At 36.5% G+C, this 15,865-nt stretch carries 14 protein-coding genes; 7 read left to right on the forward strand and 7 right to left on the reverse strand.

Annotation, left to right across the window (positions count from 1 at the left end):
• Positions 1-1,461, reverse strand: coding sequence for a peptidoglycan DD-metalloendopeptidase family protein (locus MTZ49_RS06010; protein ID WP_264747445.1), 1,461 nt, complete (start codon positions 1,459-1,461; stop codon positions 1-3).
• A 206-nt stretch (positions 1,462-1,667) separates the two neighbouring features.
• Here MTZ49_RS06010 and tyrS point away from each other — a divergent pair, with 206 nt between their 5' ends.
• Both tyrS and MTZ49_RS06020 read left to right on the forward strand, forming a co-directional pair.
• Entirely contained in the window at positions 1,668-2,867 is a 1,200-nt protein-coding gene (gene tyrS, locus MTZ49_RS06015; RefSeq protein ID WP_264747446.1) for a tyrosine--tRNA ligase, read from the forward strand.
• Positions 2,868-3,139: 272 nt separating this feature from the next.
• Positions 3,140-3,733: a DUF4303 domain-containing protein gene (locus MTZ49_RS06020; protein WP_264747447.1), complete on the forward strand. Its 594-nt coding sequence runs from the start codon at positions 3,140-3,142 to the stop codon at positions 3,731-3,733.
• Here MTZ49_RS06020 and tsaA read toward each other — a convergent pair.
• Together tsaA and rimO are read right to left on the reverse strand one after the other, a co-directional pair.
• Positions 3,704-4,402 (reverse strand): tRNA (N6-threonylcarbamoyladenosine(37)-N6)-methyltransferase TrmO, encoded by a 699-nt coding sequence (tsaA, locus tag MTZ49_RS06025; protein ID WP_264747448.1) that lies wholly within the window; start codon positions 4,400-4,402, stop codon positions 3,704-3,706. The two genes, MTZ49_RS06020 and tsaA, sit on opposite strands and share 30 nt — an antisense overlap.
• Before the next feature lie 16 nt (positions 4,403-4,418).
• A complete protein-coding gene (gene rimO, locus MTZ49_RS06030; protein ID WP_264747449.1) occupies positions 4,419-5,741 on the reverse strand; it encodes a 30S ribosomal protein S12 methylthiotransferase RimO in 1,323 nt (440 codons plus the stop codon).
• 222 nt (positions 5,742-5,963) lie between these two features.
• Between rimO and rapA the strand changes: the two genes are divergently transcribed.
• On the forward strand, positions 5,964-8,804 hold the full coding sequence (rapA, locus tag MTZ49_RS06035; RefSeq protein ID WP_264747450.1) for an RNA polymerase-associated protein RapA: 2,841 nt from the start codon (positions 5,964-5,966) through the stop codon (positions 8,802-8,804).
• A gap of 55 nt (positions 8,805-8,859) precedes the next feature.
• On the opposite strand, the gene MTZ49_RS06040 is transcribed toward rapA, so the two are convergent.
• A complete protein-coding gene (locus MTZ49_RS06040) occupies positions 8,860-9,150 on the reverse strand; it encodes a DUF1161 domain-containing protein (protein ID WP_413774179.1) in 291 nt (96 codons plus the stop codon).
• Positions 9,151-9,325: 175 nt separating this feature from the next.
• Here MTZ49_RS06040 and MTZ49_RS06045 point away from each other — a divergent pair, with 175 nt between their 5' ends.
• The 3 genes from MTZ49_RS06045 to MTZ49_RS06055 are packed head-to-tail and all read left to right on the forward strand — an operon-like array spanning position 9,326 to position 11,758.
• Positions 9,326-10,123 carry a sulfite exporter TauE/SafE family protein gene (locus tag MTZ49_RS06045; RefSeq protein ID WP_264747451.1) on the forward strand — a complete coding sequence of 266 codons (798 nt, stop codon included), beginning with the start codon at positions 9,326-9,328 and terminating at the stop codon, positions 10,121-10,123.
• Between the two features lie 16 nt (positions 10,124-10,139).
• On the forward strand, positions 10,140-10,955 hold the full coding sequence (gene lgt / locus MTZ49_RS06050; RefSeq protein ID WP_264747452.1) for a prolipoprotein diacylglyceryl transferase: 816 nt from the start codon (positions 10,140-10,142) through the stop codon (positions 10,953-10,955).
• Positions 10,956-10,963: 8 nt separating this feature from the next.
• Positions 10,964-11,758: a thymidylate synthase gene (locus MTZ49_RS06055; protein WP_264747453.1), complete on the forward strand. Its 795-nt coding sequence runs from the start codon at positions 10,964-10,966 to the stop codon at positions 11,756-11,758.
• A gap of 37 nt (positions 11,759-11,795) precedes the next feature.
• Here MTZ49_RS06055 and MTZ49_RS06060 read toward each other — a convergent pair whose 3' ends face one another.
• From MTZ49_RS06060 to MTZ49_RS06070, 3 genes are all read right to left on the reverse strand, one after another.
• Positions 11,796-12,902: an SIMPL domain-containing protein gene (locus MTZ49_RS06060; protein ID WP_264747454.1), complete on the reverse strand. Its 1,107-nt coding sequence runs from the start codon at positions 12,900-12,902 to the stop codon at positions 11,796-11,798.
• 313 nt (positions 12,903-13,215) lie between these two features.
• Entirely contained in the window at positions 13,216-14,028 is an 813-nt protein-coding gene (locus MTZ49_RS06065; protein WP_264747455.1) for a DUF4124 domain-containing protein, read from the reverse strand.
• A 13-nt stretch (positions 14,029-14,041) separates the two neighbouring features.
• On the reverse strand, positions 14,042-14,611 hold the full coding sequence (locus MTZ49_RS06070; RefSeq protein ID WP_264747456.1) for a DUF4124 domain-containing protein: 570 nt from the start codon (positions 14,609-14,611) through the stop codon (positions 14,042-14,044).
• A 227-nt stretch (positions 14,612-14,838) separates the two neighbouring features.
• On the opposite strand from MTZ49_RS06070, the gene cysB reads away from it, so the two are divergent.
• Positions 14,839-15,813 (forward strand): HTH-type transcriptional regulator CysB, encoded by a 975-nt coding sequence (gene cysB, locus MTZ49_RS06075; protein ID WP_264747457.1) that lies wholly within the window; start codon positions 14,839-14,841, stop codon positions 15,811-15,813.
• Positions 15,814-15,865 lie beyond the last annotated feature (52 nt).

Consider the following 15,865-nt stretch of genomic DNA (forward strand, 5'->3'; position numbering starts at 1 on the left):
TTACTCAGATGAGGTTTGAGATTGTTCTGTTGTCTGTGCTTTGGCTAACATAACAGTTTTCTTTTTGCGCATTTCAGCCATTAACGGTTGGCTAAGCGCAAGAAAACGAGTCTTTTCTTTTTCAGGTAATGGATCAGCCATTGGCAGTTTTACACTAAGTGGGTCAACGTGCTTGCCATTTACGCGGAATTCATAATGTAAGTGAGGGCCAGTTGCTAGACCTGTCATGCCTACATAGCCAATAGTTTGACTTTGTTTAACATGACTACCTACTTTTAAACCAGGAGCAAAGCGGCTCATATGTCCATAAAGTGTGCTGTAAGTTTTACCATGTTGGATAACAATGGCATTACCATAACCACCTTTCCAACCACGTTCAACAATACGACCATCGCCAGAAGCTCTAATAGCTGTTCCTGTAGGTGCTGCATAATCTACACCTTTATGCGCACGAATTTTATTTAACACAGGATGGAATCGCCCCATGGTGAATTTTGAGCTAATGCGTGTAAAATCAACAGGTGTACGGATAAAAGCACGACGCATACTGGTGGCATCTGCACGATAATAAGCGGCAATACCTTTTTTGTTGGTATAACGAATAGCTGTATATTCTTTGCCACGATTTATAAAGCGTGCAGCCAGTAAATTACCTGTGCCGACCATTTTGCCATTTACTAGTTTTTGTTCAAAAATAGCTTCAAATTCATCGCCTTGGCGAAGATCTAAAGCAAAATCGATATCGTAACCAAAGGCATTGGCAATTTCTAAAATCATACTATGGGGAACATCAGCTTTATCGGCTGCTGCAAATAGAGAACTAGTAATTATTCCATAAGCATAAACTTGCTTATAAGTAGGTTCAATTGCATTGTGGTCAAATACATAACCGTCATCTTGTTTAGTAAGGCTATAAGTATTTAACAGATTAGGCTTAGTCACTAAAGAGAGTAAATCACCAGCTTCATTGAGTGTAAACTCAAAAGATTGCCCAATATTTAAGCGAGTAAAATATTTTTTAGCATCAGCGTTACTTTCTATCGCCTTATACATAGTATTTACAGATAATCCTGCTTTATTAAATAAAGTAGAAAGTGTGTCACCTTTTTCTACTTTAAACACTAATATTGTATTGCGCTCAGGAATTACAATTAATGGGCCATCGCCAACTACCATATTAGATTGGGCAACATCTGCTGTTGGTATATCGTTTAATTGAGTTGGTAATAGAGGGATAGTAGGCGGTGTTTGTAAACTTCTAGCAAAAATATCAGCAATTACTTCTGGAACAACAATAGGTGTGGTTGGCTCAGGTGCAATAGGTGTATTGGTAATCTCTGTATTTTGAGGCTTTTCAGATGAAGGATAAAACAGAATACCCAATCCCAATAGAATAGCTATTACAATTAATATAATTAATGAGTTAAACGAGCGCTTTCTTGTTGATGTATTCTGTATCATGGCTTAAATAGAGTTAACTACCAAATAACTAGATAAATTAGTGATGTAAAATATAAGTAAAACCAAATTTGCGCAACTGTAAATTACAAAAAAATACCAATTAAAATGTAACAGAAAACTTTATTTTACAGTATAGTTATCTATTGTCATTTGATAAATGACATCGATTAGTTAATTGGTTAAATATTAATTTAGAGAAGGAAACGATGAAATCTATTGAAGAACAGCTAGCATTAATCAAGCGAGGCACAGAAGAAATTCTAGTTGAAGATGAGTTAGTTGAGAAGTTAAAACAAGGTAAGATATTGCGAGTTAAAGCAGGTTTTGACCCTACCGCCCCAGATCTTCATTTAGGTCATACTGTACTTATTAATAAATTACGTCATTTTCAGACCTTAGGCCATAAAGTTATCTTTTTAATTGGTGACTTTACAGGTATGATCGGTGATCCAAGTGGTAAAAATACTACACGCCCACCTTTGACGAGAGAACAAGTTTTAGCCAATGCTGAGACTTATAAAGAACAAGTGTTCAAAATTTTAGATCCAGCATTAACCGAAGTAGCGTTTAACTCTACTTGGATGGATCAAATGAAACCTGCTGATTTTATCCGTTTAGCCTCTCAATATACTGTTGCACGCATGCTTGAGCGTGATGACTTTGAAAATCGATATAAAAGCCAACAACCAATCGCTATTCATGAATTCTTATATCCACTGATCCAAGGTTATGACTCTGTAGCATTAGAGTGTGATGTTGAAATGGGTGGTACTGACCAACGTTTTAATTTATTAATGGGACGTGAGTTATTACGTTCTTACGGTAAATCGCCACAATGTACTATTACTGTACCTTTATTAGAAGGTTTAGACGGTGTTAAAAAGATGTCTAAATCGTTAGGTAACTATGTGGGTATTGATGAGCCACCAGGAGTAATGTACAACAAATTAGTTTCAATGCCAGATACATTGATTTGGCGTTATTTTGAATTGTTAAGTTTCCGTGACTTAGAGGAAATTGAACAGTTTAAGAAGGGTGTAGAAAATGGAGCTAATCCTCGTGATATTAAAATTAAATTAGCTGAAGAATTAATTGCTCGTTTCCATGGTGAGGAAGCCGCTGCTAATGCCCATAAGTCAGCAGGTAATCGTCTAAAAGAGGGTGAACTACCAGAAGACTTACCAGAGATTACGTTAAAAGCAGCAACCGATTTACCTGTTGCAGCAGTACTTAATCAAGCTAAGCTAGTTAAAAACTCTGCAGCGGCTAGAGATTTACTACAAGCGGGAAGTGTACGCATAGATGGTAATGTAGTTGATGCTAGTTTTACTTTTAAAGTAGGTGCAGAACATGTTTGCCAAGCAGGTAAGAAAAATTTTGCACGTATTAAGTTAGAGCAGGAGTAATTTATTAATGCTAGTAAGTATTTTTAACAGTACTTGCTAGCATTTTATATTGAGCTTTCCTGAACAATAATATGAATAATAAGCACACAGAAAGATAACATGTTAGAATAATGGCTTATGATGAATGGATACTATTCTTTGCTATTAGGTTAAATCATAATCAGCCTAATTAAATTACATCTGTCATGTTAAACAATCAAATTTGAATTGAGTTAAGTTAATTAGATATTTATTGAAAACTGATCAATAAATAGTTGAGAGTATTTACGTTAATGGATTCACAGTTACAACAACAGTTACATGATTTAATTGTTGAAACAATTACCGAAGGTTTTCAGCATATTCAAGGATTAATAAGTGATGAGCGCTTATACGGTTTTGCGTTACATTTAAATAAAGATGGTAGATCTTTTTATTGTGCGGCTAATACGTTAGATGGTGTAACTAAAAAGTTTACCGTTAAATTAAGAAGTATTGAGGATGTAACAGATTATCTATGGTTTTCCAGTGAGTGGGATTATACAGATATTGCTTTAAAGGAATACAGGGAAAAATTAAGTAATTTTGTTAAGCAAAGTAATCTAGCTAAACCTATTATGAATATCTGGCATGACGAATATTTTAAAATTATTCTGGAAGCTTTACAAACATGTAATAACCAAGGTTTGTTTGGAATTGGTATTCTTCGTGAAAAGATGGCTGTTTTTGTTGATTCTGAAGATAGTAATATGTTTGATTTGGCGGAAAGAACGTCTAAATTATTAAATCCTCCTTATGTTCATGATGCTTTTTTAAGGCGTTTCGAACCACATGACCCACAAGGTTTGACGTATCGATTAATTAGTGAGTTGGTGGCTGACTACTAGTACTTCAATAGTATTAAGGTCAGGATAATGCCATTTTACATTCACATCCCAAAATAGGGTGCCGTACTCTCTGGTTGGCTCTGGTTGTTGGTAAGCAGGCTTTGGGTCTTGGCTGAGGCATTGCTCAATTAGAGTTTGTAAAGGTTTTTGTAGGCGTTCTTCATGTTGTTTTGCTTGTTTTAGTGCTTGTGTTGTCCAAATAACTTGAATAGTTTTTGGTGGTTTAGGAGCTATATTATTTGTTGCTTCAGTCACTATATCAGCATAAGGTACATAGGGCTTAATATCTATAATAGGTGTGCCATCAAGTAAATCAATACCTGAGATAAAAAGCTGGTTATCAACTATTTTTTCTAATTTAACAACAGACTGGCCTATATTGTTGGGGCGGAAAGTAGAACGTGTGGCGAAAACCCCTAATGACTTATTACCACCTAAACGGGGAGGGCGCACTTTTAATCGTGGCTTATCTTGCATAGTTTGGTGAAAGATAAATAATAACCACAGATGACTGATTTGTTCTAAGCCTGCTAATGCTTCACTTTGGTTATAAGGGGCTAATAATTCAATAACACCTGTTGCTGCTGGTGCTAAAAGAGGTTGTCGAGGAATAGTAAATTTCTCTTTAAAACAAGAATGTATATAGCCGATAGGTTCTAGCTGGTACATGCTATTCCTCTTTTGATCAAGTCAACTCAGCCCACAGATCATATTCATCAGCATCAGTAATACGAACCTTAACGATATCACCTGCTTGTAATTGGTCAGTATCAATATAAACGAGGCCATCAATATCTGGTGCATCAGCCACTGAGCGAGCTACAGTGCCTTGCTCATCTATTTCATCTACAATAACTAACATTTCTTGACCAACACGTTGTTGTAAGCGAGCGGCTGAAATAGCTTGTTGGTGAGCCATAAAGCGTTCCCAACGTTGTTGCTTAACTTCTTCTGGCACATGATCAGCTAACTCATTGGCTGGTGCCCCATCAACCGCTGAATATTGGAAGCAGCCTACGCGATCTAATTGTGCCTCAGTTAACCAATCCAATAGGTATTGGAAATCTTCTTCTGTCTCACCAGGGAAACCAACAATAAAAGTAGAGCGAATAATTAACTCTGGGCACTGCTCGCGCCATTTTTTAATACGGGCTAAGGTTTTATCTTCAAAAGCAGGGCGTTTCATTGCTTTCAGAACTTTAGGGCTAGCATGTTGGAAAGGAATATCCAAATAAGGTAAGATTTTGCCTGCTACCATTAATGGAATCACATCATCTACGTTAGGGTATGGATAGACATAATGTAATCTTACCCATGCACCAAGTTGGCTTAAGGCCTCACAGAGGTCTACCATTTTAGTTTTAACAGGTTGACCATTCCAGAATGCTGTTTTGTACTTTAAGTCTACGCCATAAGCACTGGTATCTTGTGAGATAACTAATAGTTCTTTAACCCCGGCTTTTACGAGTCGCTCTGCTTCTTCAAGCACTTCATTAACAGGACGGCTGACTAATTTACCACGCAGATCTGGAATAATACAGAAGCTGCAAGTATGGTTACAGCCTTCTGATATTTTTAAATAAGCGTAATGGCGAGGTGTTAATTTAACACCTTGTGGCGGTACCAGATCAATATGGGGATTATGATCTTTTTTGGGAGGGACTACCTCATGCACTGCTTGTACCACTTGCTCATATTGTTGTGGACCTGTAACAGCTAATACATTGGGATGAACATCACGAATCGCTCCTTCGGTTACACCCATACAGCCCGTCACAATAACTCGACCATTTTCTGCTAATGCTTCACCAATAGCATCCAGTGACTCAGCTTTAGCACTATCAATAAAGCCACAGGTATTAACTACAACGACATCAGCTTCATCATAAGAAGGTACAATTTGATAACCCTCCATCCGCAATTGCGTCAAAATACGTTCTGAATCAACTGTGGCTTTAGGACACCCTAGGCTTACAAAACCTACTTTAGGGGTGGAAGAATGGGACATGCAAACCTCAACAGGAAAAATACTTAATATAATTGGCGAATTTTAATAGGGATAAGATAGAAAAACTAGCGAAATAGCTATACTCAGTCATAAATGCAGTAAAAATACCAACATTATTGTCCTAGTAATTAAATATTCAGCAAATATATTATTATTATTTGTAACAAACGTTGCTGAATCATTTAAAATATGCCGAAATTTTTTTAGTTAAGAGGTTTTATTATGCAATATCTACCAGGGCAGCGTTGGATTAGTGACAGCGAGGCTGAGCTTGGGTTAGGAACTATCATTTCACAAGAAGGACGTTTACTAACTATTTTATTCCCTGCTACTGGTGAAACAAGGCAATATGCAATTAATAATGCTTCATTAACAAGAGTGCAATATACCATTGGCGATAAAATTACTCATATAGATGGTTGGCAAATCGTAGTCGATGAAGTAATGGAGATTGAAGGTTTACTTGTGTACATGGGGATAGATGAACATAATAAAAAACGCACTATTTCTGAAACGCAATTATCTAATTTTATTCAATTTCGCTCTGCAGCAGATCGTTTATTCGCGGGGCAAATTGATTCTTTATCTTGGTTTACATTGCGTTATCAAACATTAGAGCATGCCAGTAATTTACAACAATCAAAACTATTAGGGTTAGCTGGCGCTAGAGTGCAGCCCATTGCCCATCAAATGCATATAGCTCGAGAAGTGGCTGATCGAATAGCACCTCGTGTGTTATTAGCTGATGAGGTGGGTTTAGGTAAAACCATTGAAGCAGGTCTTATTATTCATCGCCAAGTATTGTCTGGTAGAGCAAGCCGAGTATTAATTGTTGTTCCTGAGAACCTACAACATCAATGGCTAGTTGAAATGCGTCGTCGTTTCAATTTAGAAGTAACCTTATTTGATGCTGAACGTTTTGCTCAAGGGGATAGTAGTAATCCTTTTGAAGATAGTCAGTTAGTGTTAGTAGCTTTAGACTGGTTAGTCAGTGATGAACGTGTACAGGATGCGTTATTCGCTGCTGGTTGGGATATGTTGGTAGTCGATGAGGCGCACCATTTGGTTTGGGTGCCTGATTATGTAAGCCCTGAATATGCGTTAGTTGAGCAAATTGCAGAGGTAACGCCAAGCATATTATTGTTAACAGCAACGCCTGAGCAATTAGGTGTAGATAGTCATTTTGCTCGATTAAGACTGCTTGATCCTAATCGTTTTCATAGTTTAGAAGCCTTCCGTGAGGAGAGTAAGCATTATCAGCCTGTGGCAGAGGCTGTGCAAGACTTGCTAGATAAGCAAAAACTATCTAAAGAGGGCCGTAAAGTCATTGAAAGCTTTTTAGGAAAAGATGCAGAGAAATCTGTGTTAGATGCAGCAGTAAAAGGTGAAGAAGAAGCCTGTGCAAGATTGGTAAGAGAGTTATTAGATAGACATGGCACAGGGCGTTTATTATTCCGTAACACAAGGGCTGCTGTACAAGGTTTCCCAATTCGTGAATTACATCATTATCCATTACCTAATCCTGAGCAGTATTTACAGATACCTCGTGATGAGCGCCCTATACTTACCCCTGAAATAGAGTATATTGATCATCAATTAGAGACTGATAGTGAGCGTTGGTGGCATTTTGATCCAAGGGTAGATTGGTTAATTTCTACGTTGAAAATGCTTAAACGTACTAAAGTGCTTGTTATTTGTGCCCATGCAGAAACAGTGATTGATTTGGAAGAAGCTCTACGAATTAAAGAAGGTATTCCAGCTGCTGTTTTCCATGAAGGTATGACTATTATTGAGCGTGATCGTGCCGCTGCTTACTTTAGCGATGAAGAGGGTTCGCAAGTATTAGTGTGCTCGGAAATCGGTAGTGAGGGGCGTAACTTCCAATTTGCTCATCATCTAGTATTGTTTGATCTTCCACCACATCCTGACTTATTGGAACAACGTATTGGTCGTTTGGATCGTATTGGTCAGCAAAATGATGTTCAAATTCATGTGCCTTTTATTGAAGGTACTGCTCAGCAACGATTATTTGAATGGTATGATCTTGCTCTGAATGCTTTTGTAAATACCTGCCCTGCAGGTAGTAATTTGCAAACACAGTTTAGAAAGCATCTGCGTGAACAATTAGAGGGTACGGACGAGAAAGCTTGGTCTAAACTGTTAGAGGAGGCTAAACAGCTCCGTCTACAGCTAGAAGAAGAAATGCAAAAAGGCCGTGATCGTTTATTAGAATTAAACTCAGGTGGTGAGGGTGAAGGAGATAGCCTTGTTGAAGCTATCTTAGATCAAGATGATCTATATAACTTACCTATGTATGCAGAGAAGTTATTTGATGCATTTGGAATAGATGTTGAAGATCACTCTGATAATGCCTTAATTCTACGCCCTGGTGAAAAAATGCTAGATGCTGGTTTTCCATTAGGTGATGAAGAAGGGGTAACCATCACCTATGATCGATCATTAGCTTTATCCCGTGAAGATATGCAGTTTATTACTTGGGAACATCCTATGATGCAGGGTGGAATGGATTTAGTACTGTCTGGCTCAATGGGTAATACAGCTGTTGCTGTCATTGGTAATAAAGCATTAAAAACAGGCACGGTATTAGTAGAGTTTGTTTTTGTAACAGAAGTAGTAGCGCCAAAAGCGTTACAGCTAGTTCGTTACTTACCAAAAGTAGCACTACGTTGTTTATTGGATCCTAGGGGTAATGATTTAGCAGATAAAGTTTCATTCTCTACCTTAAATAAACAACTTGAAAAAGTACCTCGTGGTAGTGCTATTAAATTTGTTAAAGCACAACGTGCTGAGTTGGAAAAGCAAATTGCTATAGCTGAGCAAAAAATGCAGGCTATTTATAATGAGCGAGTAGCAGAAGCAAAACAACGTTTTACGACAGATATTGAGGAAGAGTTAACCAGATTAACAGCCTTGAAAAAGGTTAATCCAAACGTGCGTGATAGTGAGCTAGAAATATTACAAGACTATAAAAAGATAGGCTTAGAATATCTCAATAAAGCGACTTTAAGACTAGATGCTATTAGAGTGTTAGTAGCAGGATAGCTATAAAAAAAGGGTAGTTTAAACTACCCTTTTTTCTTACCAAACAACAACAGGCTTATTCAGCTGTAGATTGGTTATGATCTTCTTCTGTAACTGAGTTGTCAGTTGTTTGTTCTGTAGTTTGTGCATGACCACGCTTATAAACAATATCTTTAGTGCCACCACCACAAACGCCTACTACTTTACCATCAGCAGCAGTACCTTTTTCTACTGCGTCTAAAGTAAATTCAGCAACACCATTGGCTTTAATTTTTTCAGCTATTTGTTCTTTAACAGTTTCGCAGTTAGTTGCAAAAGCTGTGGTAGAAATAAGTAGGGTACAGCATAATATTAATAATTTTTTCATGATAGGCTCCCTGAAAAGTCTCATTGATTAGTATAAACATAATATAATTATGTTCTTTTCTTAGAAAATAAAATACTTTTTCTGAACTTTATCATAACAGGCTGTTCAATCAATAGTATTACATTAAGGTATCATTGAAATTTATTAATAGTAGATAACAGTAGGAAATTACGCTATGACAATATCTATTTTGCTCGCTTATCTTGCTTTAGGGGCGGGTGCTGGGGTGCTGGCAGGTCTGTTTGGTGTTGGGGGTGGATTAATTATTGTTCCTGTGCTGATCTTTAGTTTTCATGCGTTAGGCATATCCGATAACGTTGCAACTCATTTAGCCATTGGCACTTCGTTAGCTACCATTATTTTTACTTCTATTAGTTCTGCTCAAGCCCACCATAGTAAAGGCAATGTAGATTGGCAATTAGTAAAATGGTTAGCTTTAGGTATTATCTTTGGTAGTATTTTGGGTGGTTTTACAGCCAGTTTATTACAGGGTGTTACTTTAAAAATTATTATTGGTTGTTTCGTTATTTGTATGGCTATTCAGCTTGGTTTTAATTTAAAACCAAAAGCTTCCAAATCATTACCTAAAGCACCTGGCTTAACCATAATAGGCAGTATTATAGGATGGGCTTCTGCTATTTTTGGTATTGGTGGTGGTTCATTAACCGTGCCGTTTTTAGCATTTTGTAGTGTACCAATGCAGCGCGCGGTTGCTGTTTCAGCGGCTTGTGGTATTCCAATTGCTATCAGTGGTGCATTATCTTATATGTGGTTTGGTTGGGGCGTCGAGGGATTACCAAGCTGGAGCTTAGGATATATTTACTTACCAGCTTTGATTGGTATTACAGTTACAAGTATGGTATTTTCACGACTTGGTGCTAAACTAGCGTATCGTTTATCTGCTACTTTATTACGTAGAATGTTTGCTATTTTCCTATTTATTGTAGGTTGTAGTTTTTTCACTCAATTGTAATTATTAAGAGAGTTTTATGTTGAAATATCCTGCTATTGATCCAATAGCATTAAGTATTGGTCCTGTTGATATTCATTGGTATGGGCTAATGTATATTTTTGGGATTGCGATTGCTTGGTTTCTAGGACGTAGTCGTTTATATCGTATTCAACCTACATTAACCAAAGATGACTTATCTGATTTGGTGTTTTATTGCGCGCTAGGGGTTATTCTAGGTGGACGAATAGGTTATGTACTGTTTTATGATTTCTCCGTTTATTTAGCTGAACCAGCAAGAATATTTAAGGTATGGCAAGGTGGCATGTCATTCCATGGTGGCATGATGGGGGTAATTGTTGCTATTTGGGTATTTACCAAAAGGCGTGGTAGATCATTCTTTTCAATAGCAGATTTTGTTGCACCATTAGCACCTATCGGATTAGGTCTAGGGCGAATCGGTAACTTTATTAATGGCGAGTTATGGGGTAAGCCAACAGGCGCTGAAAATGAATGGTTAGGTATGATTTTCCCGCAAGATCCATCACAATTGGTACGCTATCCTTCACAGTTATATCAGTGCTTTTTAGAAGGGTTAGTACTCTTCTTAATTGTTTGGATTTACTCTAGAAAACCTCGTCCATCTATGGCTGTATCAGGCATGTTTTTATTCTGGTATGGTGTATTCCGTTTTGTAGTAGAGTTTGTAAGATTACCAGACTCTCAACTAGGTTATATAGCTTTCGATTGGTTAACGATGGGACAAATTCTCTGCTTGCCAATGATTGCTATCGGTTTATTATTATTGGTGCTTGGCTATCGTAATAAACCATCTACTATTAGTGCTAACGTTTAAGGTTAATCATGAAACAATATCTTGATTTAATGCGCCATGTTCGTGATAACGGAGTGTTTAAAGAAGATCGTACGGGGACAGGTACTTATAGTGTTTTTGGTTATCAAATGCGCTTTAATTTAGCAGATGGCTTTCCACTAGTAACCACTAAAAAGTGTCACTTAAAATCGATTATCCATGAGTTATTATGGTTTTTAAAAGGTGATACCAATATCCGCTATCTTAAAGAAAATGGTGTCAGTATTTGGGATGAGTGGGCGGACGAAAAGGGCAATTTAGGGCCAGTATATGGTTATCAGTGGCGCTCATGGCCTGCTCCTAATGGTGAGCATATTGATCAAATCAGTAAATTGATTGAGATGATTAATAAAAATCCAGATTCACGTCGCTTAATTGTGTCTGCATGGAATCCAGCATTGGTGGATGAAATGGCTCTGCCACCGTGTCATGCCTTATTCCAATTCTATGTGGCAGATGGTAAATTATCATGTCAGCTTTACCAACGTTCAGCGGATATTTTCTTAGGGGTGCCTTTTAATATTGCCAGTTACGCATTATTAACAATGATGGTTGCACAGGTGTGTGGTTTAGGACTAGGTGATTTTATCTGGACAGGTGGTGATAGCCATTTATACAGCAACCACTTGGAACAAACTGATCTACAGTTAACCCGTGAGCCTTATCCATTACCTACGATGAAAATAAATCCTGAAGTAAAGGATATTTTTGGCTTTACATTTGAAGATTTTGAATTACAAAATTATCAAGCACATCCTCATATTAAAGCCCCAGTTGCTGTTTAATAGCATAAAAAAAGGCGTTTTAAAAACGCCTTTTTTATTAGTTTGCTTTATAAGCTTTCTTTAGAATATCAAAATTACCGTTCATATTGACCATAATTTCAAATTCTGAAGGGGGTTGAATATCAACCTGTGCACCAGCAGCAGATTTCATGTTCATGGTATTAATCATAGCATCACTTTCAGCATAGTAGTTTCTAGGATAAATACCACCACCATCACTATTAGAAATATTTAAATTTTGCGGGGCACCAAGTTGGTAATCACCACTACTTAATGAGCGTTTAGCCTTATCTTGTAGTTTGGTTAATAGTTTGCTTTCAAGCTCTGCAATGGCTTTATTTTTCGTTTCATCCGAAACACTGTAACGAAAATCGTTGTTAACATTCATTTTAAGCTCTTGGGCTTTAGCAATAATTTTGCCTAAATCATCAAACTTATAAGCGCGGATCTTTATGGTATTTTCTACATAGTAAGTTTTAACTTCTTTAGTGGGTTGATCGGCTTCTTTATTATTGTATTTTTCGATGGCTAATTGGGTAATATCTTTGGTTTTCAATTGTCCAGCAATGGTTTGATATTTTTTCTCAGCCTGTTGCTTGGTTGTGTCATAGCTATTTGCTATTTCACTGATTACAAAACTATATACATTATCAGTATCCTTAACTTTATCAAGATTGCTAATGCCTTGTTGCTCTAGTACTTTCACAACATCATAAAATTTATTACTAGGGATAGTAACATTAACAGTTAATAAAGTTTGATATTGTTGTGCATCTGTTTTAGTTAATGGTTTTGGTGAAGTTTGTTCATAGTTTTTATAGCTAATAGTGGTTAAGTCTTGCTGTTTAACACCTAATTGCTGTAGATAGCTAGTAAATGCTTTCATATTGGTGGTATTGCGATCAGAGGCTTCGCTAGGGGTAGTGCCTTCTGTAGTGTATTTAATAGAAAATTCAGCTGTATCTGGTTTTAAAGTAAGTTTTTCGGAAACATTAACATTAATACTACCTACTGCAACAAGATCCATTCCATATTTTAATTTATTTAGCTCAATAAAAGAGTTATCAACATATTGTTGAGCAAAAGAATAAGGAGTAGCTAGTACAGCCAATCCTAAAGAGACCGCCAATAATTGTTTTTTCATGAGATACTCCGTTGATTAGAGAGACTATTTATTGTCATTAGTCTAGCATGGGATTTGCTATCGGTGTGATAGGTAAATCCCATGGGTATGTAAGTAAATATAATTAAGCCTTAAAGGTGATTCAAAGTTTTACTCTAACAATTAAGCTCTACAGGCTTATAGAATGAAAAGTTTCCTTAAAGTAATGCATTGCTATGGTAAATGATTTTGGTTATTTTACATCTACTTGTTGAATGGCTTTTTATAGTTTGTTTGAAAAACAATACCAATTAAAAAAGCCATGTTTTTACATGGCTTTTAGAGAATTATTTTTTTATATCAGCATTTTTTTTGGTTCAACAATAATATCTTTAGTTTCAGGCTTTTGAGGTTTTAGTTCAATAGGGCAATCTTTTCTTACGCCATAATCAGGTAAGTCACAAGGCTTTGTTATCCCTAATTTATCAGTTATTTTTCTTAATATTCTTGGGTCAGGCTTTGGTCTGTCTTTTAATGGACATTCAGGTCTTACACCATAGTCTTTAAATTTACATGGGCGAACACGGCGCTTATCCGCTAATGTAGTTTGTCTAATATAAAAAACTTGTTCTTTTGATTTCTTAACTACACTTTTATTAGAGTCAATGATCTCAGCTATTAACTTATGTTCTCCACGCTCTAAATTATTAATTGAAAAAGTAGGTGATGTAGATTCACTTACAGTTTTACCATCAATAACAATACGATATTTATGATCTGATGAAAGTTTTGGAGAGCTTTCAATTGTTACCATCAATTGTCCATCTGAATTAATGATAGTAGCTTCATGTTTGGGTGTAATGATAGTAAGTGATTGATAGTTTATAGATATAATCTTAAATGGAGCATTACTATCACCATTACTAGCATTTGGGATATTTATGGGTGTGGTTGGAGAAAGACGAACAGTTTTTAAATCTGATTCATCTAAAGTTTTCTCTGTCTTATTAACGGAGGGGGTGATTTTAATATCAAGATCACGTGTTTCCTGATTTTCAGGAGGATTATCTGTATAAATAGTATTTCCGTTACTGTCTACATAAGAATAAACTTGTGCGTTTAAAGAAACACAAGTGAGTAACAATGCGATAAAGGATAATTTTTTCATTGTATTCTATAAATTAGTTTGCTCTAGGTTGGGGTTTGTTCGGTCTATTCTTAGCCGGTAGTTGTTTTGAAACACGTTGAGTAGTAAATGATTGAGGATCACTACTAGCAATAACCACCCCATTATTAAGAATCTGTCCTTGTATGGTATGTTCACCACGATCGATATTGGTAAGTGTAAAGCTATTACTAGCTTGTGCAGCGCCATAAGGTTTACCATCTAATAATAGTTGATATTGATAAGATGATGGTAAAAAGCGAGCGGATGTATCAAGCACTATTGAAACAGTAAATGTTCCATTATTAGCTCTTAATGCTTCTTCATCTGGTATGCCAGTAATACCTACTTTGGTGATAGTAGGTTTTGAGTCATTAATTTTGAATCCAGGGTCTTGGCCATTAGTCGATGAATTCTGACTAGGGACGGTCTGAATTTTAGGCAACTTAACTTGTTCTGCGTTTACATTAGCAGGGGGTTGTTCATTGGTATATACTGTGTTTCCATCACTGTCTTTGTAACTGTAAACAGGCTGTGCAGCTACAGGTAATACTATTAGCAATAAGGGAAATAGAATCTTGCGCATTGCGATCTCCTAATCTTTAGCTATATTAAGCAAGTTTCGCTGCATAGCTATTATAATTAGCTTATTATAAAGCAATTTGAAGCAGGTGATATAGTTATATCGTGATACATGTCTATTTATAATAAAACTTTTAGTTAATTACAGGTTAACGGTTTATAATTTCATCATCAAATAAATTGTAATCAAATAGATCGAGTTGGGTATATTGTTTAGGTGAAGGGGTCTTTATGAAGTTACAGCAATTACGTTATATTTGGGAAGTGGTTCGCCATGATTTAAATGTCTCGGCAACCGCTCAAAGCTTGTACACCTCTCAGCCTGGTATAAGTAAGCAAATACGCTTATTAGAAGATGAGTTAGGTGTAGAGATTTTTTCCCGTAGTGGTAAACATTTAACTCAAGTAACCCCAGCAGGCGAAAGAATTATTGAAGCAGCGGTAGAAATACTGCGCAAAGCAGAAGGCATCAAGCGTATTGCACAGGAGTTTTCAAGTGAAAAAAGTGGCTCGTTAACCATTGCTACTACCCATACTCAAGCACGTTATGCTTTACCTAAAATCATTAGTGAATTTATTACCCGTTATCCTGATGTATCATTGCATATGCATCAAGGTACTCCTATCCAAATTGCCAAAATGGCGGCAGATGGTACAGCAGATTTTTCAATAGCTACTGAGGGGATGGAAGAGTTTTCTGATTTAGTGATGATGCCTTGTTATCGCTGGAATCGTTGCGTTATCGTGCCTAAATCACATCCTTTAAGTACTTTAAAAGAAATTTCATTAGAGGCTTTAGCAGAACAACCATTAGTGACTTATGTACACGGTTTTACAGGACGTTCTAAGCTAGATGCTGCATTTCATGCCAAAGGATTAGAGCCTAAAATAATCTTTACGGCAGCGGATGCCGACGTTATCAAAACTTATGTTAGGTTAGGTATGGGGGTTGGTATTATTGCCAATATGGCGTTTGATGAGCGTACTGATACTGATTTAGTAAAAATTGATACGGGCGATTTATTTGAATCGAGCATTACACGTATTGCTTTCCGTAAAGGTAGTTTTTTACGTGGCTTTATGTATGAGTTTATTGAAAGCTTTGCCCCACATTTAACTAAAAAACTGATTAATGAAGCCATTGAGCTACAGGGTAAGCCTGAGTTTGATGCTATATTTAAGACTATAAAATTACCTGTACATTAAAAAATATTTTAAAAGCCATTATAAAGTTGAGAATGCTTTATAATGGATTTTC

The sequence above is a fragment of the Entomomonas sp. E2T0 genome, assembly GCF_025985425.1.
Taxonomy (GTDB): domain Bacteria; phylum Pseudomonadota; class Gammaproteobacteria; order Pseudomonadales; family Pseudomonadaceae; genus Entomomonas.

Excerpts from the sequence above, each read along its gene's own strand:
- MTZ49_RS06010 (WP_264747445.1), bottom strand. The coding sequence starts at position 1,461 with ATGATACAGAATACATCAACAAGAAAGCGCTCGTTTAACTCATTAATT.
- tyrS (WP_264747446.1), top strand. The coding sequence starts at position 1,668 with ATGAAATCTATTGAAGAACAGCTAGCATTAATCAAGCGAGGCACAGAA.
- MTZ49_RS06020 (WP_264747447.1), top strand. The coding sequence starts at position 3,140 with ATGGATTCACAGTTACAACAACAGTTACATGATTTAATTGTTGAAACA.
- tsaA (WP_264747448.1), bottom strand. The coding sequence starts at position 4,402 with ATGTACCAGCTAGAACCTATCGGCTATATACATTCTTGTTTTAAAGAG.
- rimO (WP_264747449.1), bottom strand. The coding sequence starts at position 5,741 with ATGTCCCATTCTTCCACCCCTAAAGTAGGTTTTGTAAGCCTAGGGTGT.
- rapA (WP_264747450.1), top strand. The coding sequence starts at position 5,964 with ATGCAATATCTACCAGGGCAGCGTTGGATTAGTGACAGCGAGGCTGAG.
- MTZ49_RS06040 (WP_413774179.1), bottom strand. The coding sequence starts at position 9,150 with ATGAAAAAATTATTAATATTATGCTGTACCCTACTTATTTCTACCACA.
- MTZ49_RS06045 (WP_264747451.1), top strand. The coding sequence starts at position 9,326 with ATGACAATATCTATTTTGCTCGCTTATCTTGCTTTAGGGGCGGGTGCT.
- lgt (WP_264747452.1), top strand. The coding sequence starts at position 10,140 with ATGTTGAAATATCCTGCTATTGATCCAATAGCATTAAGTATTGGTCCT.
- MTZ49_RS06055 (WP_264747453.1), top strand. The coding sequence starts at position 10,964 with ATGAAACAATATCTTGATTTAATGCGCCATGTTCGTGATAACGGAGTG.
- MTZ49_RS06060 (WP_264747454.1), bottom strand. The coding sequence starts at position 12,902 with ATGAAAAAACAATTATTGGCGGTCTCTTTAGGATTGGCTGTACTAGCT.
- MTZ49_RS06065 (WP_264747455.1), bottom strand. The coding sequence starts at position 14,028 with ATGAAAAAATTATCCTTTATCGCATTGTTACTCACTTGTGTTTCTTTA.
- MTZ49_RS06070 (WP_264747456.1), bottom strand. The coding sequence starts at position 14,611 with ATGCGCAAGATTCTATTTCCCTTATTGCTAATAGTATTACCTGTAGCT.
- cysB (WP_264747457.1), top strand. The coding sequence starts at position 14,839 with ATGAAGTTACAGCAATTACGTTATATTTGGGAAGTGGTTCGCCATGAT.